Source organism: Pseudomonas sp. L-22-4S-12, assembly GCF_009799935.1.
In the GTDB taxonomy this organism is placed as follows: domain Bacteria; phylum Pseudomonadota; class Gammaproteobacteria; order Pseudomonadales; family Pseudomonadaceae; genus Aquipseudomonas.
Genome location: NZ_WELL01000007.1, coordinates 1 through 26,176, shown reverse-complemented (window position 1 = coordinate 26,176; position 26,176 = coordinate 1). Strand labels below are relative to the sequence as shown.

The following is a 26,176-nucleotide window of genomic DNA, read 5'->3' as shown; positions in this document are numbered from 1 at the left end:
CCATGACCGCCCCCGTACAAGCCCTGTTCCAACCGTTCCGCCTGGGCAACCTGGAATTGCCGACCCGCGTGGTCATGGCACCGATGACCCGTTCCTTCTCCCCGGGCGGCGTGCCCAATGCCCAGGTGGTCGAGTACTACCGTCGCCGCGCCGCAGCCGGTGTCGGCCTGATCGTCACCGAGGGCACCACCGTCGGCCACAAGGCCGCCAACGGTTACCCGCACGTGCCGCGCTTCTTTGGTGCCGACGCCCTGGCCGGCTGGAAGCAGGTGGTCGACGCGGTGCACGCCGAAGGCGGCAAGATCGTCCCGCAGCTGTGGCACGTGGGTAACGTGCGCAAGCTGGGCACCGAGCCGGACGCCAGCGTGCCGGGCTACGGCCCGAGCGAGAAGGTCAAGGACGGCAACGTGGTGGTGCACGGCATGACCAAGGCCGACATCGACGAAGTCATCGCCGCCTTCGCCCAGGCCGCCCGCAACGCCAAGGCCATCGGCATGGACGGCGTGGAAATCCACGGCGCCCACGGCTACCTGATCGACCAGTTCTTCTGGGCCGGCAGCAACCAGCGCAGCGACGAATACGGTGGCGACCTGGCCCAGCGTTCGCGCTTCGCCATCGAACTGATCCTGGCCGTGCGCGCCGCCGTGGGCCCGGACTTCCCGATCATCTTCCGCTTCTCCCAGTGGAAGCAGCAGGACTACACCGCGCGCCTGGTCCAGACCCCGGAAGAACTCGCTGCCTTCCTCAAGCCGCTGAGTGATGCCGGCGTGGACATCTTCCACTGCTCGACCCGCCGCTTCTGGGAGCCGGAGTTCGAAGGTTCCGACCTCAACCTGGCCGGCTGGACCCGCCAGCTGACCGGCAAGCCGACCATTACCGTGGGCAGCGTCGGCCTGGACGGCGAGTTCCTGCAGTTCATGGTCAACACCGACAAGGTCGCCGAGCCGGCCAGCCTGGAAAACCTGCTGGAGCGCCTGAACAAGCAGGAGTTCGACCTGGTGGCCGTCGGCCGCGCCCTGCTGGTCGACCCGGATTGGGCGGTCAAGGTGCGCGACAACCGCGAGCAGGACATCCTGCCGTTCAGCCGCGAAGCCCTCAAGCAACTGGTCTGATCAGCCCGTTTTACCCCTGTGCGCCGGCTTGCCGGTGCACCCTTCGAGCCCCGGCACACCGGGGCTTTTTTATGTCTGGCGGTTGGCGGCATGGGCTTTGTGGGAGCGGATTTATCCGCGATGCCGTTTGCCGTGCACGCATCGCGGCTGCAGCCGCTTCTACGAAAGTCGCGCCTGCAGCAGGTGCGTCTCGAACTGCTCGACGATTGCCGCCCAGCCCTGCTTGCCGGCGTGCTGGCGGGCGTTGAGGCGTACCCGGCGCAGGGTTTCGCGGTCTTCCAACAGCCACTGCGCCGCCTCGATAAAGGCCTGTTCGTCACCGGGCATGGCCAGCGCGCCACTGTGCCCGTGGCGGATGTGCTGGGCGGCGGCGGCCTGGTCGTAGGCGACCACGGCAAGGCCCGAGGCGAGGGCTTCGAGCACCACGTTGCCGAAGGTTTCCGAGAGGCTGGGAAAGAGGAACAGGTCACCGCTGGCATAGTGCGCGGCCAGTTCCTCGCCGCGTTGCAGGCCGCAGAAGATGGCGTCCGGCAGGGCCGCCTGCAGCTGCGCGCGCTGCGGGCCGTCGCCGACCAGCACCAGGCGCAGGCGTTGTTGCGGGTAGCTCGCCTGCAGGGCGCGGAAGCTGCGTTGCAGCAGCGCCAGGTTCTTCTCCGGGGCCAGGCGGCCGACATGCAGCACGGCAAGATCCTGCTCGCCCAGGCCCCAGCTGCTGCGCAGTTCGGCCGAACGCCGCGCCGGGTGGAACAGCTGGCTGTCGACCCCGCGGGCGAGCAGCTCCAGGCGCTGGAAGCCGCGGCGCTGTAGCTCCAGCCGCTGGCTGGCGCTGGGCACCAGGGTGGTGCGGGTGCGGTTGTGGAACCAGCGCAGGTAGTGGGTCAGCAGGCGCGTCAGCAGACCCAGGCCGTAGTGGCCACTGTACTGCTGGAAGTTGGTGTGGAAACCGCTGACCACCGGGATCCCCAGGCGCCGTGCGGCGCGAATGGCGGACAGGCCCAGCGGGCCTTCGGTGGCGACGTAGAGCACGTCCGGGCGATTGCGCCGCCAGCGCCGCAGCAGCTTGTGCAGCGACGACTGGCCCCATTGCAGGCCGGTATAGCCGGGCAGGGGCCAGCCGCGGGTCAGCAGCAGGCTGTCGTCGCTCTGCTGTTGCAGGTCGCCGGCCTGGCGCGGGCGGATCAGCTGCAGGCGGTGGCCGCGCTGTTGCAGGCCCTGGCACAGGCGGCCGAGGGTATTGGCCACGCCGTTGATTTCCGGCGGAAAGGTCTCGCTGATCAGGGCGATATGCAGGGAGGTGACAGTCATGGCAGCAGTGTCGACCGCTGCCATGTAGGCTAGATGACGCCGCGGTTACCGGCTGGTGACAGCGTTCGGCTGGCGTTCGCGCACCCAGAACAGGGTGGCACCGGCCACCGCCGCCGGCATCACCAGGATGTTGACGAAGGGGATCAGCAGCGCCACATACACCGCACCGCCGAAGCCGAGCGATTGCCAGCGCTTCTCCCGCAGCCAGGCGAGCATTTCGTCCCAGCTGACCTTGTTGTTGTCGCAGGGGTAGTCGATGTACTGCACCGCCATCATCCACACGCCGAACAGCAGCCACAGCGGCGCGGCGATCAGGTTGAGCACCGGCACGAAGCTGAGGATCAGCAGCGGGATGGCGCGGGGCAGGAAGTAGGCCAGCTTGCGTAGTTCGCGGCCGATGGTGCGCGGCACCATGGCGCTCAACTCGGCCCAGCTGAAGGGCGGGAAGTCGTCGCGCCCGCGCAGCACCACCTCGACCTTTTCCGCGAGGAAACCGTTGAAGGGCGCGGCGATGATGTTGGCCAGCATGGTGAAGCTGAAGAACATGATCAGCAGCACCAGCAGCACGAACAGCGGCCAGATCAGGTATTCGAGGAAGCTCAGCCAGCTCGGCAGGCTGGGCATGAATGTGTCGACCCAGCCGCCGAACTGCTGCATCGCGAGGACGATCAGGCCGACGAACAGCAGCAGGTTGACCGCCAGCGGCAGCAGCACGAACAGGCGCAGGCCGGGGCTCAGGATCAGTTTCAGGCCTTCACCCAGGTAGTGCGGGCCAGAGAGGGCGGGAGTGGGCATCGGGGGCTCCGGTCGGTGGCAAACGCGCCGACCTTACCGGCTTTACGAGGACGAAGAAAGCGCCGGGGGCCGGTGCAGGTGGGCGCAGTTGCGCGTGCGCTTGGCCTCGTACATGGCGCTGTCGGCCACCTTGATCAGGCTTTCCGCGTCCCCGGCATGGTCGGGGAACAGGGCGATGCCGATACTCGGCGTAACAAAGTCGATGCGCAGGCCGCTCAGTTCGGCCGGCGTGGCGAGGGCGGCGAGCAGGCGGTCGGCGAGTTTTTCCGCGATCTCGGCGCCGGCGTCCTGCAGCAGCAGGGTGAACTCGTCGCCGCCCAGGCGGTAGACCCGGTCTGGCTGGCGCATGGCGCCGCGCAGGCGCTCGGCGATGTTCTGCAGCAGGGCGTCGCCGACGTCGTGGCCGAAGCGGTCGTTGACCTCCTTGAAGCGGTCGAGGTCGAGGTACAGCAGGGCCAGCCGGCCGTGCTGCTGTTGCGCCTGTTCGAGGGCGCTCTTCAGCTGTTCGGCGAAGGCCTTGCGATTGCCCAGGCCGGTCAGCGGGTCGCGGTAGGCCATGTCGAGCAGCTGGTTCTGGTAGGCCACCTGGTCGCTGATGTCGATCAGGATGCCGCGGTAGCCGGTCAGTTGGCCCTGGCTGTCGCGCATCAGCGAGAAACGCGTTTCGTAGTAGCCCAGGCTGCCGTTGCCGCGCCGGAAGGGCGCGGCGAAGCTGGTGCTCTTGCCGCTTTCCCGGGCCTGGATGAACAGTTGCCGGGCGCGCTGGCTGTCTTCGAGGGTGAGCAGCTGGGCGAAGGAGTGCTGCAGCAGTTCCTGGCTCGGGTAGCCGAGCATCTGGCACAGGGCGCGGTTGGTGGCGAGGATGATGCCTTGCGGGTCGAGCTCGTAGTAGCCGTCCTGGATGGTGTCGAGGATCTGCCGGTCGCGGGTCTCGCTCTGCTCCAGGCGCTCGAGCATGCGATTGGCCTCGCGGGCCAGCTGGCCGATCTCGTCATGGTTGCTGTCGCTCAGGCGCTGGGTGCTGGAGTTGGGGGCGATGGCGGCGAATTCCCGGTTCATCCGCGAGACCCGGCGCAGGATCCAGTGGTCCAGCCCCAGGTAGATCAGCAGCAGGGCGAGCAACCCGGCCGTGCTGCTCAGGGCCAGGAAAATGCCGATGGCCTTGCGCCCTTCGTGGTACAGGCGGCGCTCCTTGGTCAGCTCCAGCAGCAGCTCGGGTTCGCCGAGGCTGTTGCCGAGCAGCAGGAACATCTGCTGGCGCTGCCCGTCGAGCACCTGGCGCGGGCTGATCTGGATCTCGGTGAGGCTGCTGCCGTTGCCCGGTGCAAGTTGCACCCAGTCGGTCTGGGTGCCGTCGGGCGGGAGCAGGCGCAGGGCACCGTTGACCTCGGACTGGATCTGTTCGGCGCGTTCGCCGTCGATGAAGTGCCCGGCGATCAGGTTGCCCAGCGGCGGCATGCTGCCCTGGCTGTTGCTGATCGGTCCCATCGCCAGCACCACCGGTACGCCCTGCACGACGACGACCTGGCCCTTGATGGTGTCGACCCCGCTGCTTTGGCGCAGGCGCTGGCTGAGCTGGATGATCCCGTCACGCAGCACCTGGTGGTTGCCCGGCCGCTGCTGGCCGAGCACCAGCAGGTCGGGCAGGTCGGGCGGCAGCCATTGCTCGGCGTAGACCCGGCCCTGCAGGTCGAGGTAGATCATGAAGTCGAAATTCATCTGGCGCAGGGCTTCGGGGTCCATGTTGCGCCGCATGAATTCGGGGTGCAGGCCCTGCATGAAGTCGTAGCTGTCATCCCACTGGGCGAAGCTCAGCAGCAGGTCGAGGTTGCGCTTGAGGCTGTGGTCGAGCTGGATGCGCAGGCGTTCGGCCTCGGCGCTGAGCAGGGCATGGTCCTGGCGATCGAAGCGGCTGAGGATGAGCTGCTGCGAGAGGACGAAGGCGATGCCCAGGGCCAGCATAAGCAGGGGGACGAACAGCCAGAACAGACGTTTGCGCAAGGTCATGCGGAGTTACTGCAGGGGCCTGGAATGGGCCCAGTATAGCAACCCGGCCGGTGTGGCCGGCGTCACATAGCGGCTGGCTATCGGCGGGATTGAGAAACGGCACTGTCTTCTCCCTGCCACGCTGGGTAGCCTTGCCGGCAGTTCCCTTTGCCAGGGCCGTCCGTTTCCCCAAGCCTTCCCCAGGTGTTGGACTTGCCCCTTTTTCTTCTGGAGTCGCTCATGTCCGCCATTCGTCATTCCCGCGTGATCATCCTGGGTTCCGGCCCCGCCGGTTACAGCGCCGCCGTGTATGCCGCGCGCGCCAACCTCAAGCCGCTGCTGATCACCGGCATGCAGGCCGGCGGCCAGTTGACCACCACCAGCGAAGTCGACAACTGGCCGGGCGACCCCCACGACCTCACCGGCCCGGCGCTGATGCAGCGCATGCAGGCGCATGCCGAGCGCTTCGAGACCGAGATCGTCTTCGACCATATCCGTGCCGTGGACCTGGCCGGTAAGCCCTTCACCCTGATCGGCGACGGCGCCACCTACAGCTGCGATGCGCTGATCATCGCCACTGGTGCCAGCGCGCGCTATCTCGGCCTGCCGTCCGAGGAGGCGTTCATGGGCAAGGGCGTGTCCGCCTGCGCCACCTGCGACGGCTTCTTCTACCGCAACCGCGAGGTGGCGGTGGTCGGCGGCGGCAACACGGCGGTGGAGGAGGCGCTGTACCTGGCCAATATCGCCAGCAAGGTGACCCTGGTGCACCGGCGCGAGACCTTCCGCGCCGAGAAGATCCTGCAAGACAAGCTGCAGGCGCGGGTGGCCGAGGGCCGGATCGTGCTCAAGCTGAATGCCGAAGTGGAGGAAGTGCTGGGCACCCCGATGGGGGTGAACGCGGTGCGGCTCAAGCGCCAGGACGGCCAGCGCGAGGACCTGGCGGTGGACGGGCTGTTCGTCGCCATCGGTCATACCCCGAACACTGCGCTGTTCGAGGGCCAGTTGGCGCTGAAGGACGGCTACCTGGTGGTCAACGGCGGGCGCGACGGCAACGCCACCGCGACCAGCGTGCCCGGCGTGTTCGCCGCCGGCGATGTGGCCGACTCGGTCTACCGCCAGGCGATCACCTCGGCCGGCGCCGGCTGCATGGCGGCGCTGGATGTGGAGCGCTACCTGGACGCGCAGCAGACTTTGAACAAGTTCTGAGGCGCGTCCGGAATCAGAAGCCCCGCTTTGGCGGGGCTTTTTCATGCTGCGGCGCGGGCGCTTCAGACCAGGGTGTTGAACTGCAGGGTGCGCGAGCTGATGCGCTGGTATTCGGCGCTGGCGCTCATCAGCAGGGCGTGCTGGTCGACCAGCAGCTCGCTGGGCGCATGGCCTTCGGCTTCGCTGCGGTACAGCGTCTGCCCGTCGCCCTGGCGCAGGCACTGGTAGCGCTGGCTGCGGGCCTCGACGCGCAGGCTGAGCAGGTCGACATAGGCCACGGCGAGCTGCTCGCTCTGCCCGGTTTCCAGGGCGCAGCGCTGCAGGGCAGGGGTGTGGGTGAACGGCGAGGCGGAGAGCATCACCTGCTGGCACTGGCTGAGGTCTTCGCGCAGTTCGTCGTTGAGGAACCAGTTGCCGCGGATGTCGCGGCGCAGGCTGAGGCTGCGCGGGCCCTGGTTGTCGACCTTCAGCCAGAGGCGGCGAAAGCGCCAGCGTTCGTCGCACTTGAGCACATAGGTGGCGGCAATGCTGCTGCCACGGATACTCTGCATCAGGTGGCTGCTGGCATGGATGCCGTCGCTGCCGATATCCAGGTTGAGGTGCTCGACTCCCGGATGGTTCCAGGGTTTCCAGACCAGGCTTTGTTGCATCCTTGCACTCCACGGATCAAGGTCCGGGGGCATCGCGCCGGCCTCATGCTGGCGTCTTCCTGATGGCATCCCGGCGTTCAGTCGGGTGCAGAATAGAGCGCTTGGCGCTGCTTGTCTGTCAGCCAAAGCTGACAATTGCGCCAATTTCTGCGCGGTTTGCCTGCCATTTCGCTGCGGATCGGCACGTGGTCGCCGATCGGCTCCAGGTGCCGGAACCGTGGCAGTGCAGCGGCTTTGCCTGCCTCAGGCCTTGCGGCTGAGCGGTTGCCGGTCGAACTGCACGCCGTTCAGGCCGCTGTTCTGCAGGGCACGGATGTTGCCGTGGTCGTCACCGTCGGGGTTGGCCAGCACGGCGCGGTAGTGTTCGCCGAAGGCGCGCAGGGTTTCTTCCAGGCTGAGGCCTTCGAGCAGCGCCAGGCCGAGGGTCTTGCACGAGCCTTCGTTCTGCCCGCTGGCGTTTTCCACGCCGCCGTTGCGAAAGGCGCTGGGCTGGTAGTCGTAATGCTGGGCGATGAAGGCCAGGGTCTCGGCAAACAGGAACTGCTCGTTGTGCAGGCGGGCGCGGAAGTCTTGCAGCTGGTTCATCAGTGTTTTCCCTTGGCGAAGGCGGCCTGTTGTTCGGCGCTGGCTTCTTTCTGGTGTTTGGCTTTCCACTCGGCGTAGGGCATGCCGTAGATCTCTTCGCGGGCCTGCTCGACGCTGACTTCCACTTCGAGGTCGTCGGCGGCGGCCTTGTACCATTTGGACAGGCAGTTGCGGCAGAAGCCGGCCAGGTTCATCAGGTCGATGTTCTGCACGTCGGGGCGCGAGCGCAGGTGCTGCACCAGGTGGCGGAAGGCGGCGGCTTCGAGTTCGAGGCGTTGTTGGTCGGTCATGGCGGGCTCCCGGACGACGGTGGAGGCGCAGATGATAGAAGGCCGGGGCAGGGCCGGCAACGCCCGCCGCCAGAGCGGTGGCGGGCGCTGGGGCTTAGCGTTCGGCGGCGAGGGTGATCGACACCGACTCGGCGAAGCGCAGGGCGTGCAGCTTGTCGACTTCCACTTCGGCGTAGTGCACGGCCGGGTTGCTCATCACCAGATCGAGCAGTTCCTGGGTCAGGCGCTCGAGCAGGGCGAAGCGGTTTTCCTCGACGTGGCGGATCACCGCCTTGGTGATGGTGCGGTAGTTCAGGGCGTGGTCGATGTCGTTGTCACGCACCGCTTCCAGGGCCGGGTAGAGGATGGTCAGGTTGATCAGCACATCCTGCTTGTTGAGGATTTCCTCTTCCTTGATGCCGATGAAGGTACGCAGGCGCAGATCCTTGACGCGGATTCGCGCCATGCCGGGGTCCAGTCGTGGCATTTACTTGCTCCGTATCAGTTGCAGGAATTCATGGCGAGTGTTGCACGACTCGCGGAAGGCACCCAGCATAACCGAGCTGCTCATCACCGAATTCTGCTTCTCCACCCCGCGCATCATCATGCACATGTGCTTGGCCTCGATCACCACGGCCACGCCGGCGGCGTTGGTGACGCTCTGGATGGCGTCGGCGATCTGCTTGGTCAGGTTCTCCTGGATCTGCAGGCGGCGGGCGTACATGTCGACGATGCGCGCCACCTTGGACAGACCGAGCACCTTGCCGGTGGGGATGTAGGCGACATGCGCCTTGCCGATGAAGGGCAGCAGGTGGTGCTCGCACAGCGAGTACAGCTCGATGTCCTTGACGATCACCATCTCGTCGTTGTCCGAGGCGAACAGCGCGCCGTTGACGATTTCCTCCAGCGATTGCTGGTAGCCGTGGCAGAGGTACTGCATGGCCTTGGCCGCCCGCTTGGGCGTGTCCAGCAGGCCCTCGCGCTCGGGGTTTTCACCCAGGCCGAGGAGGATTTCACGGTAGTGGTGCGGCAGTTGCGGATTCATTGATCGGTCCTCGCGGGCCCCTCAGACGAGGTGGCGACCGCCATTGACGGCAAGCGTGGTGCCGGTGACGTAGGGGTTGTCCAGCAGGTAGCGCAGGCTCTGGTAGATGACCTCGGCGCCGGGCTCGATGCCCAGCGCGGATTCGGCCAGGCGCTTGGCGCGGTAGGCCGCGTCGTCGCCTGGGTTGAACAGGATCAGGGCCGGGGCGATGCCGTTGACCTTGATCGCCGGGGCAAAGCGCGCGGCGAACGACAGGGTCAGGCTGTCCAGGCCGGCCTTGCTGGCGCAGTAGGCCGGGCGCTTGGCGCTGCCGGTACGCACCACGTCATCGCCGATATGGATGATGTCGGCCGGCGTGCTGCGGCGCAGCAGCGGCTCGCAGTGCAGGTTGATCAGGTAGGGCGCGAGCATGTGCACGCTGACCATGCGCTGGAACACCTGGGCCTCGTTGCCGGGCGTCTCGGTCTCCCAGTCGGAGGCGTTGTGCACGATGGCGCGCAGGCAATCGGTGTGTGCTTTCAGGCTGGCGATGAAGCCGAGGATGCCCGCCTCGCTGGCGAAATCGGCCGCCAGGGTGATGGCACCGCGCTCGCGCAGTAGCCGCACGCCCTCGCGCTCGCTGCGGTAGCTGACGATCAGCGGCTGGCCTGCGTCGAGCAGGCGCAGGGCGCAGTGCAGGCCGACACGCTGGCTGGCGCCGGTGATCAGGATGGGGGCAGTTGCACCGCTCATGGCGCCTCGCATACGGAAGGTGGGGCGGTGGCCGGGTAGGCAAAGGGCACCGTTGATGTTGGATAAACTTATACCAGTGATGTGCTTTGTACAACCATGCGCTGTTTGTGGGAATAAGACGGTTCGCCTTGTTGATGCATAACTTACTGTTTTGTATTGATATTATTCTTCTGTTGAGCAGGCTTTCCAGATTTCATCATGTACAGATATCGGGTTGATGTACAGGTTTTGTAGAGCGCTGCGCCTGGGGCGGCCCGGCGGCGCGTCTAGCCGGGCTGTGCGGCGGATGGTGCGTGCTCCGGCTGGCACGGAATTTCAAGGCGGGGCACTGCCTGGGGTACACTCAGGCATCATTTTTCGGCGATCCACTCCATGACCGAATGCGCCAGCACGCCTCCAGCCTCCGATTCCTTGAAACAGGAAGAGTTGTTCCCCATCCGCGAAGTGTCGCGGGTCACCGGGGTGCATCCGGTCACCCTGCGCGCCTGGGAGCGGCGCTACGGGCTGATCCAGCCGACCCGCACCGACAGTGGGCACCGTCTCTACTCGGCGGCGGACATCGAGTCGGTGCGCAGCATCCTGGCCTGGATCGAGCGTGGCGTGTCGGTGAGCAAGGTCGGCAAGATCCTCGCTCGCAGCAACGCGATCAAGATGCCGGCGCCGGTGTACGTCGAAGTCACCTCCAGCGAGTGGAGCGAGTGGCAGGGGCGCATCCGCACGGCCGTGGCGGCCTTCGACGGCGCCCAGCTGGAGCGCCTGTACGGCCAGGTGTTTTCCACCTACCCGCTGCTGGTGGTGTTCCAGGACATCTTCGTGCCGGTCTGGCAGGAATTGCTCCTGCACCGCGATGAAGTGGGGCGCAGCAGCGAGTGGCTGTTCCTCGATGCCTTCCTGCGGGCCCGCGCCCTGCAGCGCCTGCAGCTCGCGACCACGGGGCGCGGCGATGTGCTGCTGGCCGCGCTGCCCGGGCACTGTCGCGAACTGGAGCTGCTGGTGGCCGGGCTGCTGCTCGGCAGTGCCGAGGTCGGCGTGCAGGTGCTGGCGCTGGGCCAGCCGCTGGAAGAGCTGGCCCTGGTCTGCGAGAAGATCCAGCCGCAGGCGCTGGTGCTGTTCTCCAACCAGCCGCCGGCCGATGCCCTGCCTGCGCAGCTCACCCGCCTGGCGCTGGAGCTGCACTGTCCGCTGCTGTTTGCCGGCGATGCCGCCGACCTGATTGAGGACGATCTCCGCGGCTCGCCGATTGCCTGCCTGGGCAATGAAGGGCGCCTGATGCAGCAACGTCTGCAGCAGTTCCTCGCCGGCCACCTGGATACCTGAGCCGGCACTTCTCTCCCGCCGCAAGGCGGTCTTGCTTGTACAGCTTTGCCTCGCGGCGGGTGCGGCGCGGCCATTGTTCGCCTGTCTGCCGAAAAAGTTTGCAGTGGATTGAGCTTTTGATATACAAAAGCTGTACATTAAATTTACATGTACAACTTAAGGGTTCAGTCAATGCCTGCTTACCGCGCTCCCTTACGTGACATGCGCTTCGTCTTCGACGAGGTGCTCGACGCTTATGCCACCCTGCAGTCGCTGCCCAGTCAGCGCGAGTTCGGTAACGATCTCGGTGGCGCCATACTCGAGGAGGCCGCCAAGCTCGCGGAAAACGTCCTCGCTCCGCTCAATGGCCCCGGCGACAAGCAGGGCTGCCAGTACGACCCGCAGAGCAAGGCGGTGAAAACCCCGGATGGCTTCCCGGCAGCCTACAAGCAGTTCGCCGAAGGCGGCTGGACCGCCCTGGCCTGCACCCCGGAGTTCGGTGGTCAGGGTCTGCCCCATGTGCTGAACATGATGGTCGAGGAGATGGTCTGCTCGGCCAACCTGTCGCTGGGCATGTACCCGGGGCTGACCCACGGTGCGATCAACGCGCTGACCGAACACGGCACCCGCGAACAGCAGGACCAGTACCTGCCCAAGCTGATCAGTGGCGAGTGGACCGGCACCATGTGCCTGACCGAGCCGCAGTGCGGCACCGACCTGGGCCTGATCCGCACCCGTGCAGTGCCCCAGGCCGACGGCAGCTACGCCATCAGCGGCACCAAGATCTGGATCACCGGCGGCGAGCATGACCTGGCCGACAACATCGTCCACCTGGTGCTGGCCAAGCTGCCGGATGCACCGGACAGCGTCAAAGGCATCTCGCTGTTCCTGGTGCCCAAGTTCCTCGCAGATGGCACGCGCAACCCGGCGTTCTGCGGCGGCCTGGAACACAAGATGGGCATCAAGGGTTCGGCCACCTGCGTGATGAACTTCGAGGGCGCCCGCGGCTGGCTGATCGGCGAGCCGAACAAGGGCCTCAAGTGCATGTTCACCATGATGAATTCGGCGCGCCTGATGGTCGGCATGCAGGGCCTCGGGATTGCCGAAAGCGCCTACCAGGTCAGCCTCGGTTTCGCCAGGGAGCGCCTGCAGAGCCGCTCGCTGTCCGGGCCGAAGGCGGTCGACAAGCCGGCCGATCCGATCATCGTGCACCCGGATGTACGGCGCATGCTGCTGCGGCAGAAGGTGATGATCGAAGGTTGCCGCGCCCTGGCCTATTTCACCGGCATGCACCTGGATGTCGCCCACGATCACGAAGACCCGCAGGTGCGCCAGCAGTCCGACGATCTGGTGCAACTGCTGACCCCGGTGGTCAAGGCGTTCCTCACCGATGAAGGTTTCAACTGCGCCAACGATGGCCTGCAGGTACTCGGCGGTTCCGGCTTCACCGAGGACTGGGGCATCGAACAGCTGGTGCGCGATTGCCGCATCACCCGCATCTACGAAGGCACCAACGGCATCCAGGCCCTCGACCTGGTCGGGCGCAAGCTGGCCCTTGGCGGTGGGCGCGCGGTACGCAGCTATTTCGCCCTGGTCGAAGGCTGGCTCAAGGCCAACACCGACGCGCCGCATGTCGCCGCTGTGGGCAAGGCGCTCAAGCAGCTGCAACAGGCCACGATGTGGATCGCCACCGAAGGCATGAAGGACCCGGAGCAGGCGGGTGCCGCCTCCGTGCCCTACCTGCGCCTGTTCGCCCTGACCACCCTGGCCTGGTTCTGGTCGCGCATGGCGCTGACTGCCCGGCACAAGCTGGCCGCAGGCAGCAGCGAAAGCGCTTTCTACGGCGCCAAGCTCAAGTCGGCGGATTTCTACATGGCGCGCGTGCTGAGCGAAACCGACAGCCTGCTGGCCGAAGTCCTGGCCGGCAAGGCGACCCTGATGGCCTTCGACGACGAGGAGTTCGCCGCCTGACGTCTGCGCAACCGGCAGCCACGTTCGCCCAAGTCCCTTCGGCTGCCGGTTTTTTATCCCTGAGCATGACCCGTTATCCGGTCTGCTTTTTATGGCCCGCTCCCGGCGGGTCTTTTTTTGCCGGCAGAAAGGTAGCGCCTCCAGTCCTTTGCGCCGCCGCTTTTGTGGGAGCGAATTTATCCGCGATAAACAGGCCAGCTCGGTGCGGGTCCTGATCGCGAATAAATTCGCTCCCCCGAACAACCAGTGCAGCGCCACCGCAAGCGTTTGAGCGCAGCAACGCCTAACAGATACAGGGTCATGAAAAAGCCCGGCACTGGGCCGGGCTTCGTCACTGCTGCGCGGTGTTACTTGATTTCCACCGCCAGGCTGTCGTGGATCTTCTTCTGCCAGATGGCCGGGCCGGTGATGTGCACCGACTCGCCCTTGGTGTCGACCGCCACAGTCACCGGCATGTCCTTCACTTCGAACTCGTAGATGGCTTCCATGCCCAGCTCGGCGAAGGCCAGCACCTTGGACTTCTTGATCGCCTGGGCGACCAGGTAGGCGGCGCCGCCGACGGCCATCAGGTACACGGCCTTGTTGTCCTTGATCGCCTCGATGGCGATCGGGCCGCGCTCGGACTTGCCGATCATGCCCAGCAGGCCGGTGCTTTCGAGGATCTGCCGGGTGAACTTGTCCATCCGCGTGGCGGTGGTCGGGCCTGCCGGGCCGACCACTTCGTCACCGACCGGATCGACCGGGCCGACGTAATAGATGAAGCGGCCCTTGAGGTCCACCGGCAGCGCTTCGCCCTTGTTCAGCATGTCGACCATGCGCTTGTGCGCGGCGTCGCGGCCGGTGAGCATCTTGCCGTTGAGCAGCACGGTTTCGCCCGGCTGCCAGCTCTGCACTTCTTCCGGGGTGATGGTGTCCAGGTTGACGCGGCGCGCGCTCGGGCCGGCTTCCCAGACGATTTCCGGGTAGGCGTCCAGCGGCGGCGGAGTCAGCTCGGCCGGGCCGGAGCCGTCCAGCACGAAGTGGGCGTGACGGGTGGCGGCGCAGTTGGGGATCATGCACACCGGCAGGGAAGCGGCGTGGGTCGGGTAGTCCATGATCTTGACGTCGAGCACGGTGGTCAGGCCGCCGAGGCCCTGGGCACCGATGCCCAGCTGGTTGACCTTGTCGAACAGTTCGAGGCGCATTTCCTCGATCTTGTTCTGCGGGCCGCGGGCTTTGAGCTCATGGATGTCGATGGACTCCATCAGCACTTCCTTGGCCATCACCGCGGCCTTCTCGGCGGTGCCGCCGATGCCGATGCCGAGCATGCCCGGCGGGCACCAGCCGGCGCCCATTTCCGGGACGGTCTTGAGCACCCAGTCGACGATCGAGTCGGACGGGTTGAGCATGGCCATCTTCGACTTGTTCTCGGAACCGCCGCCCTTGGCCGCGACGTCCACTTCCACCTTGTCGCCGGGGACGATGGAGTAGTGGATGACCGCCGGGGTGTTGTCCTTGGTGTTCTTGCGGGCACCGGCCGGGTCGGCCAGGATCGAGGCGCGCAGGACGTTTTCCGGCAGGTTGTAGGCGCGGCGTACGCCCTCGTTGATCATGTCGTCGACGCTCATGGTGGCGCCATCCCAGCGCACGTCCATGCCGACGCGGACGAACACGGTGACGATACCGGTGTCCTGGCAGATCGGCCGGTGGCCGGTGGCGCACATGCGCGAGTTGATCAGGATCTGCGCCATGGAGTCGCGCGCGGCCGGCGACTCTTCCTTCAGGTAGGCCTCATGCATGGCCTGGATGAAGTCGACGGGGTGGTAGTAGGAGATGAACTGCAGGGCGTCGGCGACGCTCTGAATCAGGTCATCCTGCTTGATCACGGTCATGCAAGCGCTCCTCTAATACGGGAACATCGGTAGGGAAGCGCCGGACCACGACCCGGCGCACTGCGACAAAAAAGGCGCCGAAGTATAGCGCGGCAGAGGCCTCGGGCACAGCCGCCGGCAGTCGACGCAGGTCGTATGGACGGCGGCTTTTATTCCGTTGCGCCACCCTGATCGCCCTAGGTTTTTTCTGACCGCGAAGGTAGAGTGAGGCCAGGTGCCAGTACGGGACGGAGCCCATGAGCACAACGACTCCCCGGGCAACACAAAGAAGCCTGCAAAGCCTGTTGTTCAAGCGCTTTGGCATGGCGGTGGCGACCTACGCCCTGGCCCTGCTGCTGTTCTGGGTGGCGGTGCTGAACGACCTGTTCACCGGCGGCTGGCCCGGCGCGATCCTCTTCAGCGCCTTGCTGGTCGGCACCCAGCTGGTCTTCCTGGCCCTGTTCCGCAGCAATTTCAACCTGCGTTTTCGCGACCCCAGCCTGACCGAAGCGCAGATCCTGGTGGCCCTGCTGCTGCACACCCTGCTGCTGGCCAACCTCGACAGTGCGCGCGGCAGCCTGCTGCTGTTCTACGTGATCATCCTGCTGTTCGGCGTGTTCCAGTTGCAGCCGCGAGTCTTCGTGCGCTGCGCCGCCTTCGCTTTCTTCGCCTTTGCCAGCCTCAATCTCTGGGAAGGCTACCACCTGCGTCTGGCCGACCCCGGCCTGGCCCTGCTGCAGTGCTGCGCCCTGTTTGTCGCGCTGGTCTGGCAGAGCCTGTTCGCCAGCTACGTGCAGGCCTTGCGCCAGCGCATGCGCCAGCGCCGCTACGCGCTGCAGGCGCACCAGGACACCCTGCGCGGGATGATGCGCCAGCTCGAAGACCTGGTCGCCACCGACGAGCTGACCGGCCTGTTCAACCGCCGCCACTTCCTGCGCCTGGCCCTGCGCGAACTGGACAACCTCGGCCCCGGCCGCCAGCACGGCCTGGCGCTGATCGACCTGGACTACTTCAAGCGGATCAACGACGTGCACGGCCACGCCGCCGGCGACCGGGTGCTGCAGACCTTCGCCGCCGTGGCGCGCGCCTGCGTGCGCGATGGCGACGTGCTGGCGCGCTACGGCGGCGAGGAGTTCGTCCTGCTCCTGCCGCATGCCGATGCCGATCGCCTGACCAGCTGCTGCGAGCGTCTGCGCGAAGCCTTCGCCGCCGCCGAGCCGGTGGGCGTGCAGGTGGCGAGCCTGAGCCTGTCCGCCGGGATGACCCTGCTCAACCCGGGCGACGACCTCGACGAGGCCCTGCAGCGGGCCGACCAGGCGCTGTACCGGGCCAAGCGTGGCGGGCGCAACCGTTGCGATGCGGCCTGGGAGAGTAGCGGTGCCTGAACTCCATGTGGCCGGCCAGTCCTGGTCGGTGCCAAGCGGTAGCAACCTGCTCGATGCCCTCAACGGTGCCGGCCTGCGCGTGCCCTACAGTTGCCGCGCCGGCAGCTGCCACGCCTGCCTGGTGCGCTGCCTGCATGGCGAGGTGGAAAATGCCGCGCCGGATGCCCTGAGCCCAGAACGCCTGGCCGCCGGCTGGCGCCTGGCCTGTCAGTGCCGGGTGCTGGGTGAGCTCAGCGTGGAGGTCTTCGACCCCGCCCGCGACGGCCTGCCGGCCAAGGTCGTGGCCTGCGACTGGCTCAGTCCGACGGTGCTGCGCCTGCGTCTGCAGCCGGACCAACCCCTGCGCTACAGCGCCGGCCAGCACCTGGTGCTGTGGACCGCCGCCGGCGTGGCGCGCCCCTATTCGCTGGCCAGCCTGCCGGGCGAGGAGGCCTGGCTGGAGTTCCACCTGGATTGTCGCCAGCCCGGCGCGTTCAGCGATGCGGCGCGCCAGTTGCAGCCCGGCGATGGCCTGCGTCTGGGCGAGTTGCGCGGCGGTGCGCTGCACTATGACCCGGACTGGCAGGGCCATCCGCTCTGGCTGCTGGCGGCCGGCACCGGCCTGGCGCCGCTCTGGGGCATTTTGCGCGAGGCCTTGCGCCAGCAGCACGAAGGGCCGATCCGCGTGCTGCATGTGGCCCACGACAGCAGCGAGCATTACCTGGGCGAAGCCCTGCGGGCCCTGGCCGCCGCCCATCCGCAGCTGCAGGTGGAGCTGGTGACGACGACCGAGCTGGCGGCGGTTTTGGCGGAACTGAAGCTTGTTTCCCGGCAAACCCGCGCCTTACTCTGCGGCTCTCCCGCCAGCGTGGAAAGCTTCGCGCGCCGCCTCTATCTGGCCGGCGTGCCGCGCAACCAGATGCTGGCCGACATCTTTCTGCCCCGCGCCTAGGCGACTTGCGTTCGGGGTGCCCCGAATCTGCAAGGAGTTGTGATGAGCGAGCATGTACTGATCGAGCGCGAAGGCGGTCTGCTGACCCTGCGCCTGAACCGCGCGGACAAGATGAATGCCCTGACCCGCGCCATGTACAGCCAGCTGGCCGACCAGCTGGATGCCGCCAACGAAGACCGCAGCGTGCGTGCCGTGCTGATCACCGGCGGCAGCGAATGCTTCACCAGCGGCAACGACGTGGCCGATTTCCTCCAGGCGCCGCCGACCGGGCCGGACAGCCCGGTGTTCCAGTTCATGCGCGCGCTGTTCGATTTCGGCAAACCGGTGATCGCCGCGGTCAACGGCCCGGCCGTGGGCATCGGCACCACCCTGCTGCTGCACTGCGACCTGGTCTATGTCAGCCGCACGGCCAAACTGAAGATGCCCTTCGTCAACCTCGGCCTGTGCCCGGAGTTCGGCTCCAGCCTGATCCTGCCGCGCCTGCTGGGCCAGGCCAAGGCGGCCGAGCTGTTGCTGCTCGGCGAGAGCTTCACCGGCGAGCAGGCCGCGCAGTGGGGAATCGCCAATGCGGCGCTGGAGGGTGGCGCCGAGGTGTTGGCCAAGGCCCGCGAGATGGCCCTGCGCTTCCTCGAACTGGCCCCTTCGGCGCTGGCCGACAGCAAGCGCCTGATGCGCGACCCGGGGCGCGCCGAGCTGCGCCGGGTGATCGAGGAGGAGGGCGCCCTGTTCGGCCAGCGCCTGCGTTCGCCGGAAGCCATCGAGGCACTGTCGGCCTTCATGCAGCGCAGGAAGCCGGACTTCTCCAAGTTCGCCTGAACCTGTCGTGCACAAAAAAGGCCGCTCACTGAGCGGCCTTTTGCATTCAGCGCTGCATCACACCATCGGATCGCCGACATGCAGGATCTTCATGGTGTTGGTGCCGCCGGTGCCGTGGTAGCTGTCGCCCTTGGTCAGGATCACCCAGTCGCCGGGCTCGACCACGCCGCGCTTGAGCAGTTCGTCCACCGCGGCCTGGCTGACCTTGTTGGCCGGCAGGGCGGCCGGGTCGAACGGCACGGTGTAGACGCCGCGGAACAGCGCCACGCGGGCCTGGGCCTCGCGGTGCGGGGTGAAGGCGTAGATCGGGATCGACGAGCGGATGCGCGACATGATCAGCGGGCTGTAGCCGCTCTCGGTCAGGCTGATGATCGCCTTGACGCCGGGGAAGTGGTTGGCGGTGTACATGGTCGCCAGGGCCACGCTCTCGTCGCAGCGCTCGAAGGTGCGGCCGATGCGATGGCTGGACTTCTGGCTGGTCGGGTGCTTCTCCGCGCCCAGGCACACGCGGGCCATGGCCTGCACCGCTTCCAGCGGGTACTCGCCGGCGGCGCTCTCGGCCGAGAGCATCACCGCGTCGGTGTAGTCCAGTGCGGCGTTGGCTACGTCGGAGACTTCCGCGCGAGTCGGCATCGGGCTGTGGATCATCGACTCCATCATCTGCGTGGCGGTGATCACGGCTTTATTGAGGCGGCGGGCGTGGGCAATGATCTTTTTCTGGATGCCGACCAGCTCGGCATCGCCGATTTCCACGCCGAGGTCGCCACGGGCCACCATCACCGCGTCGCTGGCGCGGATCAGGCCGTCCAGGGTGACGTCGTCGGCCACCGCTTCGGCGCGTTCGATCTTCGCCACCAGCCAGGCGCTGCTGCCGGCTTCGTCGCGCAGGCGGCGGGCCAGCTGCATGTCGGCGGCATCGCGGGGGAAGGATACGGCCAGGTAGTCCAGGTCCATCTCGGCGGCCAGCTTGATGTCGGCCATGTCCTTCTCGGTCAGCGCCGGCGCGGTCAGGCCGCCGCCGCGACGGTTGATGCCCTTGTTGTCGGACAGCGGGCCGCCGATGGTGACGCGGCAATGCAGCTCGTCGGCGCCCTTGAGTTCGACCTGCATGACCACGCGGCCGTCGTCCAGCAGCAGTTCGTCGCCGACGTTGCAGTCCTGGATCAGCGCCGGGTAGTCGATGCCGACCACCTCCTGGGTGCCCTCGGTGCGCGAGTGGCTGGAGGACAGGCGGAACAGGTCGCCGTCCTTGAGTTCGATGCGCTTGTTGGTGAACTTGGCGATGCGGATCTTCGGCCCCTGCAGGTCGCCGAGCAGGGCCACGTGGCGGCCGTGCTTGGCGGCCAGGTCGCGGACCAGTTGCGCGCGGGCCTTGTGGTCTTCCGGCGAGCCGTGGGAGAAGTTCAGGCGGGCCACGTCGATGCCGGCGAGGATCAGCTGTTCGAGGACTTCCGGCGAGTTGCTGGCGGGGCCGAGGGTGGCGACGATTTTGGTACGACGCAAGGTCATGCAGGGACTCCAGTTTCAAGGCGTGCCGCGAGGCTACTACGGGCAAACACTGTAGTCATTGTTCCGTTGCACTACCTTGAAATTGCCCGCAACGGGGTGGCCGACGCCCGGCTTCTGCAGAAATTGCCGCGCCGGTCGATACACTGCGCAGTGGAGGAGAACACCATGCGTACCCTGATCCTGCTTTCTACCCTGGTTGTCCTGGCCGGCTGCAGCCGCATGGCGCTGGACGGCCACCTGAACGATGCCTACCGCAATTACGACCAGGGCAACTGCGAGCAGGCCCTGCTCGACCTGTCGCAGGCCGAGCGCACCAGCCGGGCCCGGCGTTACGTGCAACCGGAGATCTCCCTGCTGCGCGGCCAGTGCCTGGAGCGGCAGAACCTGTTCGTCGATGCGGCGCAGACCTATCGCTTCATCATCAACCAGTACCCGAGCAGCGAATATGCCTACCGCGCGCGGGCGCGTCTGGAGACCCTGGAGCAACTCGGGCATTATCGGCAGCACGAGCCGGCCAAGGCCTCGCCCGCCAGTCTCTAGGGCAGGCCCCTGACATGGACTGTGCGCCGGGAGCCCGCCATTCGAAGGAGTGAACCATGCGTCTATTGCTGTTGTGTGCCCTGTTGCTGCCGGCCCTGGCCTCGGCGCAAATCTACCGCTGGACCGATGCCCAGGGCCGCGTGCATTTCGGTGAGCAGCCGGGCGGCAGCAATGCCCAGCAGGTGGAAGTGAAGCCGCAGGTGGTCGAGCGTGACGCCGCCACCCGCGAGCGCGAGGCGCGTACCGAGCAGTTCTACGATGCCCGCCGCGAGGAGCGCGCCAAGGCCCAGGAGCAAGCCGCCGAGGCCCAAGCCAAGCGGGCCGGCGAGTGCCGCGAGCTGCGCAACAACCTGGCGCAGATCCAGCGCGACGGCCGCTACTTCGTCGGCGATGACGCGGGCAACCGCACCTATATCAGCGACGAGGAGCTGGAGAGCGCGCGCAGCCGTCTATCGACCCGCATTGCCGAGCGCTGCAGCTGAGCCTGGCGTGAGCCGGGGACTGCGCCCATACTCCAACACTCTTCCGTAGCGATTGGCCGTCATGCAGATTCAGCGCCACATCGAACGCCACCAGTTGCCGTATTACCTCAAGGTGTTCAACCGCATCACCGACAAACCGATGGGCTACATCGGCAATGTCTCCCTGGACGGCCTGATGCTGATCAGCCAGCTGCCGATGCTGGTCAATGCGCGTTTCGACATGCGCCTGAAGATCCCCGGCCGCGATGGCCAGGTCCATCACATCGACTTCTGCGCCACCTGCCAGTGGAGTCGCGAGGATGTCACCCCCGGCAGCTATGACTCCGGCTTTTCCCTGGTGGCGCCACCGGCCGAGTACGTCGAGATGGTCGATGCCCTGCGCTACTACTTCAGCTTTCGTCCCTTGCAGGCCTCCGCCTGACGCCTGAACACTGCACTCGTTGATCGACACAACGCCGCGCCGGCACCGGCGCGGCGTTGTGCTGTGTTCCGCGCGCGGGCGTGCCTCTCAGGCGATCGGCGGCAGGATGATCTCGTCGCTGCGGTTGATCCCGGCCGTCAGCTCCCGGCACAGCTCGAGAAACTCGCGCATAGCGGCGGTCTGGTACTTCTGCCGGTGCCAGATGAAATAGAACTGCCGGGTCAGGTCCAGTTGCGGCGTTTCCACCGGCACCAGGCTGCCGCGGCGGAAGGCATCGCGCAGCGCCAGGCGCGAGATGCAGCTGATGCCCAGGCCCGACTCCACCGCACGCTTGATCGCCTCGGTATGCTCCAGCTCCAGGCGGATATTCAGCGGCGCCGGGTGATGGCGCATGGCCTGGTCGAAGGTCAGGCGCGTGCCCGAGCCCTGTTCGCGCAGCACCCAGGCCTCGCGGGTCAGCTCCTCCAGGCTGGCCTTGCCGCTGCGGGCAAAGGGATGCTCGGGCGCGCAGAACACCACCAGTTCATCTTCCACCCAGGGCTGCACTTCGATATCGGCATGCTGGCAGTTGCCCTCGATCAGGCCCAGGTCCAGCTCGTAGTGCGCGACCTGCTGCACCACATGGGCGGTGTTCTGCACATGCAGCTTTACCCGGCACTCCGGGTGGCGCTGCATGAAATTGCCGATCAGCAGGGTGGCCAGGTAGTTGCCGACGGTCAGCGTCGCCCCCACTGCCAGCGAGCCGAAGCCGCTCTTGCCGTTGAGCAGCTGGGCGATCTCACGGGCCTGTTCGAGCAACGCCACCGCCTGCGGCAGCAGCTGCTTGCCGAGGGCGTTGAGGCTCAGGCGCTTGCCGGCACGGTCGAACAGCTGGCAATTGGATTGCCGCTCCAGCTCGCTCAGCGAGGTACTGGCCGCCGACTGCGACAGGGCCAGGGACTGCGCGGCCTGGGAGACGCTCTCCTGCTTGGCCACGGCGACGAAGACTTCGAGTTGACGCAGAGTAAATCGCATATCGATATAACCGATAAACCATATCTTGATAATCCACTTAACAGATATTGTGGCCCTCACTAGAATGGCGCGCAATGCTGCCGACACCGGCAGACCGGACATTTGCCTCGCCCCATACCCGCACCGGCCGTGCCAGAGGCCTTGGTGTTGACTTGCCGCAACACGTGCAAGCGGTTTTGCAGGCAACCTGAACAGAGAGTCTTGAGGAACCAACGCATGAGCAACCTGAACGTCGAGCGCATCGTCAGCGTGCATCACTGGAACGACACCCTGTTCAGCTTCAAGTGCACCCGTGATCCGGGCCTGCGCTTCGAGAATGGCCAGTTCGTCATGATCGGCCTGCAGCAGCCCAGCGGTCGCCCGCTGATGCGCGCCTACTCGATCGCCAGCCCGAACTGGGAAGAGCACCTGGAGTTCTTCAGCATCAAGGTGCCGGACGGCCCGCTGACTTCCCAGCTGCAGCACCTCAAGGAAGGCGACGAGATCATCATCAGCAAGAAGCCCACCGGCACCCTGGTGCTCGATGACCTCAACCCGGGCAAGCACCTCTATCTGCTCAGCACCGGCACCGGCCTGGCGCCGTTCATGAGCGTGATCCAGGATCCGGAAACCTACGAGCGGTTCGAAAAGGTCATCCTGGTGCATGGCGTGCGCTATGTGAACGAAGTGGCCTATCGCGAGTTCATCACCGAACACCTGCCGCAGAACGAGTTCTTCGGCCAGGCACTGAAAGACAAGCTGATCTACTACCCGACCGTGACCCGTGAGCCGTTCGAGAACCAGGGCCGCCTCACCGACCTGATGCGCAGCGGCAAGCTGTTCGCCGACATCGGCCTGCCGCCGATCAACCCGCAGGACGACCGCGCGATGATCTGCGGCAGCCCGAGCATGCTCGACGAGACCAGCGCAGTGCTCGATAGCTTCGGCCTGAAGGTCTCCGCGCGCATGCGCGAGCCGGGCGACTACCTGATCGAACGCGCCTTCGTCGAGAAGTAAGCACCCCCCGTTCGCGAAAAGCCCGCCAATCGGCGGGTTTTTTGTTGTTCAGGCGCCAACAGCCAGTAGTCACGCTGATAGGACGTAGGTTGGGTTGATGAGCCGCGCGACGAAGCCCAACGTCCTGCCCCAGGCTGCCGGGCTGCGCTGCGCCCAGCGCCAACCTATCCGCGTATGCGCGCTGTTGCATACGGGGTAAGCCACGCTCGCCACCTCATGCCAACACGGGCCTGCACCCTTGCCGGCCTGCGCAGGCGTGCGCGCGCTACTCGCGTACCACCTCCAGCACGCGGATCAACCCCGGCTGCGGATAGTGCCAGCGCACCTGCACATCCCAGAACAGCACGCCATAGCGCCGCTCGGCATCGGGTACCTGATAGGCCGGGCGCGGGTCCTGGGCCAGGCACTGCTCGATCAGCTCGACCAGCGGCTCGTCCAGGCGCAAGGCGTGCTGCCGGGCCTGGCCCAGGGCCTCGGTGCTCCACTGCACGGGAATAGGCACTGGCGCCGCCTCGGCAATCTCGTTGCGTGCTTCGGCGAGGCTGTCAGCATAGGGCACATAGGGCTTGATATCCAGCACGGGCGTGCCGTCGAGCAGATCGATACCCGACAGCCACAGCCGCCCGGGCTCGACCCTGTCCAGGCGCACCACCGACTGGCCGATGCCATTGGGCCGGTGGGTCGCGCGGCTGGCAAACACCCCGATCGACGCATTGCCACCAAGCCGCGGCGGGCGCACTTTCAGGCGTGGCTTGTCTTCCAGGGCCTGGTGAAAGAGAAACAGCAGCCAGACATGGCTGACCCGCTCCAGCCCCGCAACGGCCGCGCCCTTGTCGAACGGCGCTACCAGTTCCAGCACCCCGCGGGCGGCCGGGGCCAGTTGCGGTTGCCGAGGAATGGCGAACTTCTCCTTGAAGCAGGAGCGAACAAAGCCAACGGGGGTGACGGAGTAGGGCATGGCAGTACAGGGCGGTTAGGGCGTGCGCGCATGGTAGCCGATAGCGCCGGCGGCCGGACTGTTTGCGGGCTCTTGCGGGGGGAACGAGTCGATATATGGCGCTCACGCGCCGAGGCCTGGCGTCATGGTTAAGCAGTCACAGGCAAAGCCTACCGCCCGCCTGACGGCGAACGGGTGATCAATGGTGGTGGTGGAAAGCAGCACTGTCGGAACAGGCGAGTCCTGCAGCGGAACAAGGCCGATAACAATCATGATCCTCGGGATCGTATGAACGCTTGGCCCCCGCTGCGCGAACTACAGAATGGCCAGGGCGCTGCCCACTGCGAGGCCGGATATACGAATACAACCGCGCTGACGGCAGGATCGTAAAAAGCTGTCCTCACTGCTTGTGGAGAGAGTCCATATACGCATTGCCAGGCTCCAACCGCACTATTTGTTGTGCCGTGCTTGGTTGGCTTTTGAATAGCGCAGCACAGACTATGAATAGTGGAATTTCGATGCTCGTTGCCAGCAGTGCGAACCAGTGAAAATTACCATCGACTGAGAAGCTGACTAAACGGCCTGCCGCTAGGCTGCCAAGGAATACGGTTTCTAGCAGAAGTGCGGAACGTATGTGCTCTTTATTGAACGCGCCAGCGATTATCAAGACGCCCAGGCCACAGTACAACCCCATGATTGCGCGAAAAATATGCAGTTCATTGTCTTGAACTGATAGCCCCACAATGCCGCCAAGAACTGCTTTGGGGGCGATGCCATAGAGTAGGCCTATGGCGATAACTGATATTCCGGACACAAGTAGAAATTTCTGAATTCCTTTCATGCTGCATGAGTCCTTGCTTTGGAGCCTAACGTTTGGTTAAGGGGCCGGCTTTAGCCGGCCCCGAGTGAGCGAAGCGAACGACTTGAACCATTTGTTATGCCTTACTCACAGTACTTACCATAGTGTTTCTCAAGAGCCTCCATGCTTAATGCATGAGTGATTTTGCTTCTTTTGATGGAGTAAATAATTGGCTTGTTTATCCATTTGGGGAAGTCAGACTTTAAGCTGCAGTAAAGTGAGGTGGCTTTTTTGAATTCAGCCTTGAATTGGCAAGAATCCATGTCTGGGCATGTGCAAGATTTCTTAGGGCTAGTCGCTTTTTTAGTGCAGGCCATTACTTTTTCTGAGACAGCGTCCATGGCTAGGCTTAGTTGATTTGCTCTATGGATCTCCTTTTCATTTTCAAGCGTTATGGGCTTGGCATGTAATGGTAGTGAAATAAATATAAGTAATAAGAGTAAGGCTGTATTGATTCTCATGATTTTTACGGCGTGTCTTGGGGCATAACGTTTGGTTAAGGGGCCGGCTTTAGCCGGTCCCGAGTGAGCGAAGCGAACGGCTTGAATCAATTGTTAGAGGACTGCACCGTTCCGAAAGTTATAATTCGCCTTATTAATATATTGATGCTTCCAGCCTTAAATGTAGTGGCTTCAGGGCTCGACAGATAGATCTACTTATGTATCTGTGTAAGTTTTGTTTTGATGGCGCTCTGAGCCTTTAGTATTTTATTGTCATCAGTGACTTGGGCTATGATGTCTGTAAAATTTTCACTATGCGCCCTGAAGAAATAGTTTTTCCCTTTCTCAAGAAAATAATCCATTTCTATACTTTTGGAGAATTTGCTATCGTAAAACTGAACTTTATGGTTTCCTTCTGGTAGTTCCAGATAGAAGTATTCTCGATCATTCAGTTCGGCTAGCTTATTGCCGTTAACTACTATGTCCGGTTTTGTTGTGTGGAGTTTTATAATGCCTGTTGCTAGGGCGGCATAATCGATCCCGTCATAGCGATAAAAATAAACTCCTGCAGTGTTCGTGGTTGGAGTGGTGAAATTTAATGTTGTATCTATGGTGGTTGCTGGTTGTGTAGCACACCCAAGAATCAGGGAGGATAATATTATAAAGCTTAGGCTAAGTATTTTTTTCATATTATTTCTGTTTTGGTAATGATCTGTAAGTGCTTGGAAATATGTTTCAGATATAGTCTGGTGTTGCAGGTCGGATATATCACTCAGCGTTTGATGATTCTCAAATAAATCATCCTGCGTAGTTAACTGCGCAGAGTATAAATGACTAATTTTCTATTGCCTGCTGGATGGTCATGGCTGAAGAATTTTCTATTTGATTTAGTCTCCATTGCAGTCTCAATACACTCTAGCGATTAAGCTAACGGGCGGCCAAAAGCGCAGCTTTTGGACGTCCAGCGAACGAAGTGAGCGGCAGTTGAGTGCTGTAATGGACTTTCCCCGCGCCACACTCTAGATGTCGAGTGGCGTGTTACCG

26 protein-coding genes are annotated in these 26,176 nt (G+C 64.6%); 11 read left to right on the top strand and 15 right to left on the bottom strand.

Annotation, left to right across the window (positions count from 1 at the left end):
* The first annotated feature begins 2 nt into the window (after nucleotides 1-2).
* Nucleotides 3-1,112 carry an NADH:flavin oxidoreductase gene (locus F3I16_RS16470; protein WP_160494650.1) on the top strand — a complete coding sequence of 370 codons (1,110 nt, stop codon included), beginning with the start codon at nucleotides 3-5 and terminating at the stop codon, nucleotides 1,110-1,112.
* A gap of 159 nt (nucleotides 1,113-1,271) precedes the next feature.
* Here F3I16_RS16470 and F3I16_RS16465 read toward each other — a convergent pair whose 3' ends face one another.
* From F3I16_RS16465 to F3I16_RS16455, 3 genes are read right to left on the bottom strand one after another with little or no spacing between them, the layout of a single operon-like run.
* Entirely contained in the window at nucleotides 1,272-2,441 is a 1,170-nt protein-coding gene (locus F3I16_RS16465) for a glycosyltransferase family 1 protein (RefSeq protein ID WP_160494649.1), read from the bottom strand.
* 21 nt (nucleotides 2,442-2,462) lie between these two features.
* Nucleotides 2,463-3,212, bottom strand: coding sequence for a sulfate transporter CysZ (gene cysZ, locus F3I16_RS16460; RefSeq protein WP_160494648.1), 750 nt, complete (start codon nucleotides 3,210-3,212; stop codon nucleotides 2,463-2,465).
* 42 nt (nucleotides 3,213-3,254) lie between these two features.
* Nucleotides 3,255-5,219 carry a diguanylate cyclase domain-containing protein gene (locus tag F3I16_RS16455; protein WP_160494647.1) on the bottom strand — a complete coding sequence of 655 codons (1,965 nt, stop codon included), beginning with the start codon at nucleotides 5,217-5,219 and terminating at the stop codon, nucleotides 3,255-3,257.
* A 219-nt stretch (nucleotides 5,220-5,438) separates the two neighbouring features.
* Here F3I16_RS16455 and trxB point away from each other — a divergent pair, with 219 nt between their 5' ends.
* On the top strand, nucleotides 5,439-6,404 hold the full coding sequence (gene trxB, locus F3I16_RS16450) for a thioredoxin-disulfide reductase (RefSeq protein WP_160494646.1): 966 nt from the start codon (nucleotides 5,439-5,441) through the stop codon (nucleotides 6,402-6,404).
* A 62-nt stretch (nucleotides 6,405-6,466) separates the two neighbouring features.
* Here trxB and F3I16_RS16445 read toward each other — a convergent pair whose 3' ends face one another.
* The 6 genes from F3I16_RS16445 to folM all read right to left on the bottom strand — a co-directional run bounded on the left by F3I16_RS16445 (nucleotide 6,467) and on the right by folM (nucleotide 9,685).
* Nucleotides 6,467-7,054 carry a putative glycolipid-binding domain-containing protein gene (locus F3I16_RS16445; protein WP_160494645.1) on the bottom strand — a complete coding sequence of 196 codons (588 nt, stop codon included), beginning with the start codon at nucleotides 7,052-7,054 and terminating at the stop codon, nucleotides 6,467-6,469.
* Between the two features lie 243 nt (nucleotides 7,055-7,297).
* Complete coding sequence (locus F3I16_RS16440) at nucleotides 7,298-7,639, bottom strand: HopJ type III effector protein (RefSeq protein ID WP_160494644.1); 342 nt, start codon at nucleotides 7,637-7,639, stop codon at nucleotides 7,298-7,300.
* The gene (locus F3I16_RS16435; protein ID WP_160494643.1) at nucleotides 7,639-7,929 is read right to left on the bottom strand and encodes a DUF1244 domain-containing protein; all 291 of its coding nucleotides are present in this window, start codon (nucleotides 7,927-7,929) and stop codon (nucleotides 7,639-7,641) included. The genes F3I16_RS16440 and F3I16_RS16435 overlap by 1 nt, the downstream gene beginning before the upstream one ends.
* 94 nt (nucleotides 7,930-8,023) lie before the next feature.
* Nucleotides 8,024-8,395: a dihydroneopterin triphosphate 2'-epimerase gene (folX, locus tag F3I16_RS16430; protein WP_160079081.1), complete on the bottom strand. Its 372-nt coding sequence runs from the start codon at nucleotides 8,393-8,395 to the stop codon at nucleotides 8,024-8,026.
* Nucleotides 8,396-8,953: a GTP cyclohydrolase I FolE gene (gene folE / locus F3I16_RS16425; RefSeq protein WP_160494642.1), complete on the bottom strand. Its 558-nt coding sequence runs from the start codon at nucleotides 8,951-8,953 to the stop codon at nucleotides 8,396-8,398. It lies immediately after the preceding gene.
* A gap of 21 nt (nucleotides 8,954-8,974) precedes the next feature.
* On the bottom strand, nucleotides 8,975-9,685 hold the full coding sequence (gene folM / locus F3I16_RS16420) for a dihydromonapterin reductase (RefSeq protein WP_160494641.1): 711 nt from the start codon (nucleotides 9,683-9,685) through the stop codon (nucleotides 8,975-8,977).
* A 372-nt stretch (nucleotides 9,686-10,057) separates the two neighbouring features.
* Here folM and F3I16_RS16415 point away from each other — a divergent pair, with 372 nt between their 5' ends.
* Together F3I16_RS16415 and F3I16_RS16410 are read left to right on the top strand one after the other, a co-directional pair.
* On the top strand, nucleotides 10,058-11,002 hold the full coding sequence (locus F3I16_RS16415) for a MerR family transcriptional regulator (protein ID WP_160494640.1): 945 nt from the start codon (nucleotides 10,058-10,060) through the stop codon (nucleotides 11,000-11,002).
* Between the two features lie 171 nt (nucleotides 11,003-11,173).
* A complete protein-coding gene (locus tag F3I16_RS16410) occupies nucleotides 11,174-12,952 on the top strand; it encodes an acyl-CoA dehydrogenase C-terminal domain-containing protein (protein WP_160494639.1) in 1,779 nt (592 codons plus the stop codon).
* A 347-nt stretch (nucleotides 12,953-13,299) separates the two neighbouring features.
* Here F3I16_RS16410 and F3I16_RS16405 read toward each other — a convergent pair whose 3' ends face one another.
* On the bottom strand, nucleotides 13,300-14,823 hold the full coding sequence (locus tag F3I16_RS16405; protein ID WP_160494638.1) for a fumarate hydratase: 1,524 nt from the start codon (nucleotides 14,821-14,823) through the stop codon (nucleotides 13,300-13,302).
* Nucleotides 14,824-15,059: 236 nt separating this feature from the next.
* Between F3I16_RS16405 and F3I16_RS16400 the strand changes: the two genes are divergently transcribed.
* From F3I16_RS16400 to F3I16_RS16390, 3 genes are read left to right on the top strand one after another with little or no spacing between them, the layout of a single operon-like run.
* A complete protein-coding gene (locus F3I16_RS16400; RefSeq protein ID WP_160494637.1) occupies nucleotides 15,060-16,187 on the top strand; it encodes a diguanylate cyclase in 1,128 nt (375 codons plus the stop codon).
* Nucleotides 16,180-17,118 carry an iron-sulfur-binding ferredoxin reductase gene (locus F3I16_RS16395; protein WP_160494636.1) on the top strand — a complete coding sequence of 313 codons (939 nt, stop codon included), beginning with the start codon at nucleotides 16,180-16,182 and terminating at the stop codon, nucleotides 17,116-17,118. The genes F3I16_RS16400 and F3I16_RS16395 overlap by 8 nt, the downstream gene beginning before the upstream one ends.
* Nucleotides 17,119-17,160: 42 nt before the next feature.
* A complete protein-coding gene (locus F3I16_RS16390) occupies nucleotides 17,161-17,934 on the top strand; it encodes an enoyl-CoA hydratase (protein WP_160494635.1) in 774 nt (257 codons plus the stop codon).
* 57 nt (nucleotides 17,935-17,991) lie between these two features.
* Here the strand turns inward: F3I16_RS16390 and pyk are convergent, their stop codons facing one another.
* Nucleotides 17,992-19,443 carry a pyruvate kinase gene (gene pyk / locus F3I16_RS16385; RefSeq protein ID WP_160494634.1) on the bottom strand — a complete coding sequence of 484 codons (1,452 nt, stop codon included), beginning with the start codon at nucleotides 19,441-19,443 and terminating at the stop codon, nucleotides 17,992-17,994.
* A 165-nt stretch (nucleotides 19,444-19,608) separates the two neighbouring features.
* Here pyk and F3I16_RS16380 point away from each other — a divergent pair, with 165 nt between their 5' ends.
* The 3 genes from F3I16_RS16380 (at nucleotide 19,609) to F3I16_RS16370 (ending at nucleotide 20,886) form a co-directional block, all read left to right on the top strand.
* Nucleotides 19,609-19,983: a tol-pal system YbgF family protein gene (locus tag F3I16_RS16380; RefSeq protein WP_160078873.1), complete on the top strand. Its 375-nt coding sequence runs from the start codon at nucleotides 19,609-19,611 to the stop codon at nucleotides 19,981-19,983.
* A 56-nt stretch (nucleotides 19,984-20,039) separates the two neighbouring features.
* Nucleotides 20,040-20,465 carry a DUF4124 domain-containing protein gene (locus F3I16_RS16375; RefSeq protein ID WP_160494633.1) on the top strand — a complete coding sequence of 142 codons (426 nt, stop codon included), beginning with the start codon at nucleotides 20,040-20,042 and terminating at the stop codon, nucleotides 20,463-20,465.
* A 61-nt stretch (nucleotides 20,466-20,526) separates the two neighbouring features.
* Nucleotides 20,527-20,886 carry a PilZ domain-containing protein gene (locus F3I16_RS16370; protein ID WP_160494632.1) on the top strand — a complete coding sequence of 120 codons (360 nt, stop codon included), beginning with the start codon at nucleotides 20,527-20,529 and terminating at the stop codon, nucleotides 20,884-20,886.
* Between the two features lie 87 nt (nucleotides 20,887-20,973).
* On the opposite strand, the gene F3I16_RS16365 is transcribed toward F3I16_RS16370, so the two are convergent.
* Nucleotides 20,974-21,900 carry a LysR family transcriptional regulator gene (locus F3I16_RS16365; protein ID WP_160494631.1) on the bottom strand — a complete coding sequence of 309 codons (927 nt, stop codon included), beginning with the start codon at nucleotides 21,898-21,900 and terminating at the stop codon, nucleotides 20,974-20,976.
* Between the two features lie 216 nt (nucleotides 21,901-22,116).
* Here F3I16_RS16365 and fpr point away from each other — a divergent pair, with 216 nt between their 5' ends.
* Entirely contained in the window at nucleotides 22,117-22,896 is a 780-nt protein-coding gene (fpr, locus tag F3I16_RS16360; protein ID WP_160078876.1) for a ferredoxin-NADP reductase, read from the top strand.
* Between the two features lie 265 nt (nucleotides 22,897-23,161).
* Here fpr and tsaA read toward each other — a convergent pair whose 3' ends face one another.
* From tsaA to F3I16_RS16345, 3 genes are all read right to left on the bottom strand, one after another.
* Nucleotides 23,162-23,854 carry a tRNA (N6-threonylcarbamoyladenosine(37)-N6)-methyltransferase TrmO gene (gene tsaA / locus F3I16_RS16355; RefSeq protein WP_160494630.1) on the bottom strand — a complete coding sequence of 231 codons (693 nt, stop codon included), beginning with the start codon at nucleotides 23,852-23,854 and terminating at the stop codon, nucleotides 23,162-23,164.
* 379 nt (nucleotides 23,855-24,233) lie between these two features.
* The gene (locus tag F3I16_RS16350) at nucleotides 24,234-24,674 is read right to left on the bottom strand and encodes a DUF4345 domain-containing protein (RefSeq protein ID WP_160494629.1); all 441 of its coding nucleotides are present in this window, start codon (nucleotides 24,672-24,674) and stop codon (nucleotides 24,234-24,236) included.
* A 670-nt stretch (nucleotides 24,675-25,344) separates the two neighbouring features.
* Entirely contained in the window at nucleotides 25,345-25,821 is a 477-nt protein-coding gene (locus F3I16_RS16345; RefSeq protein WP_160494628.1) for a DUF2846 domain-containing protein, read from the bottom strand.
* Nucleotides 25,822-26,176: the final 355 nt, after the last annotated feature.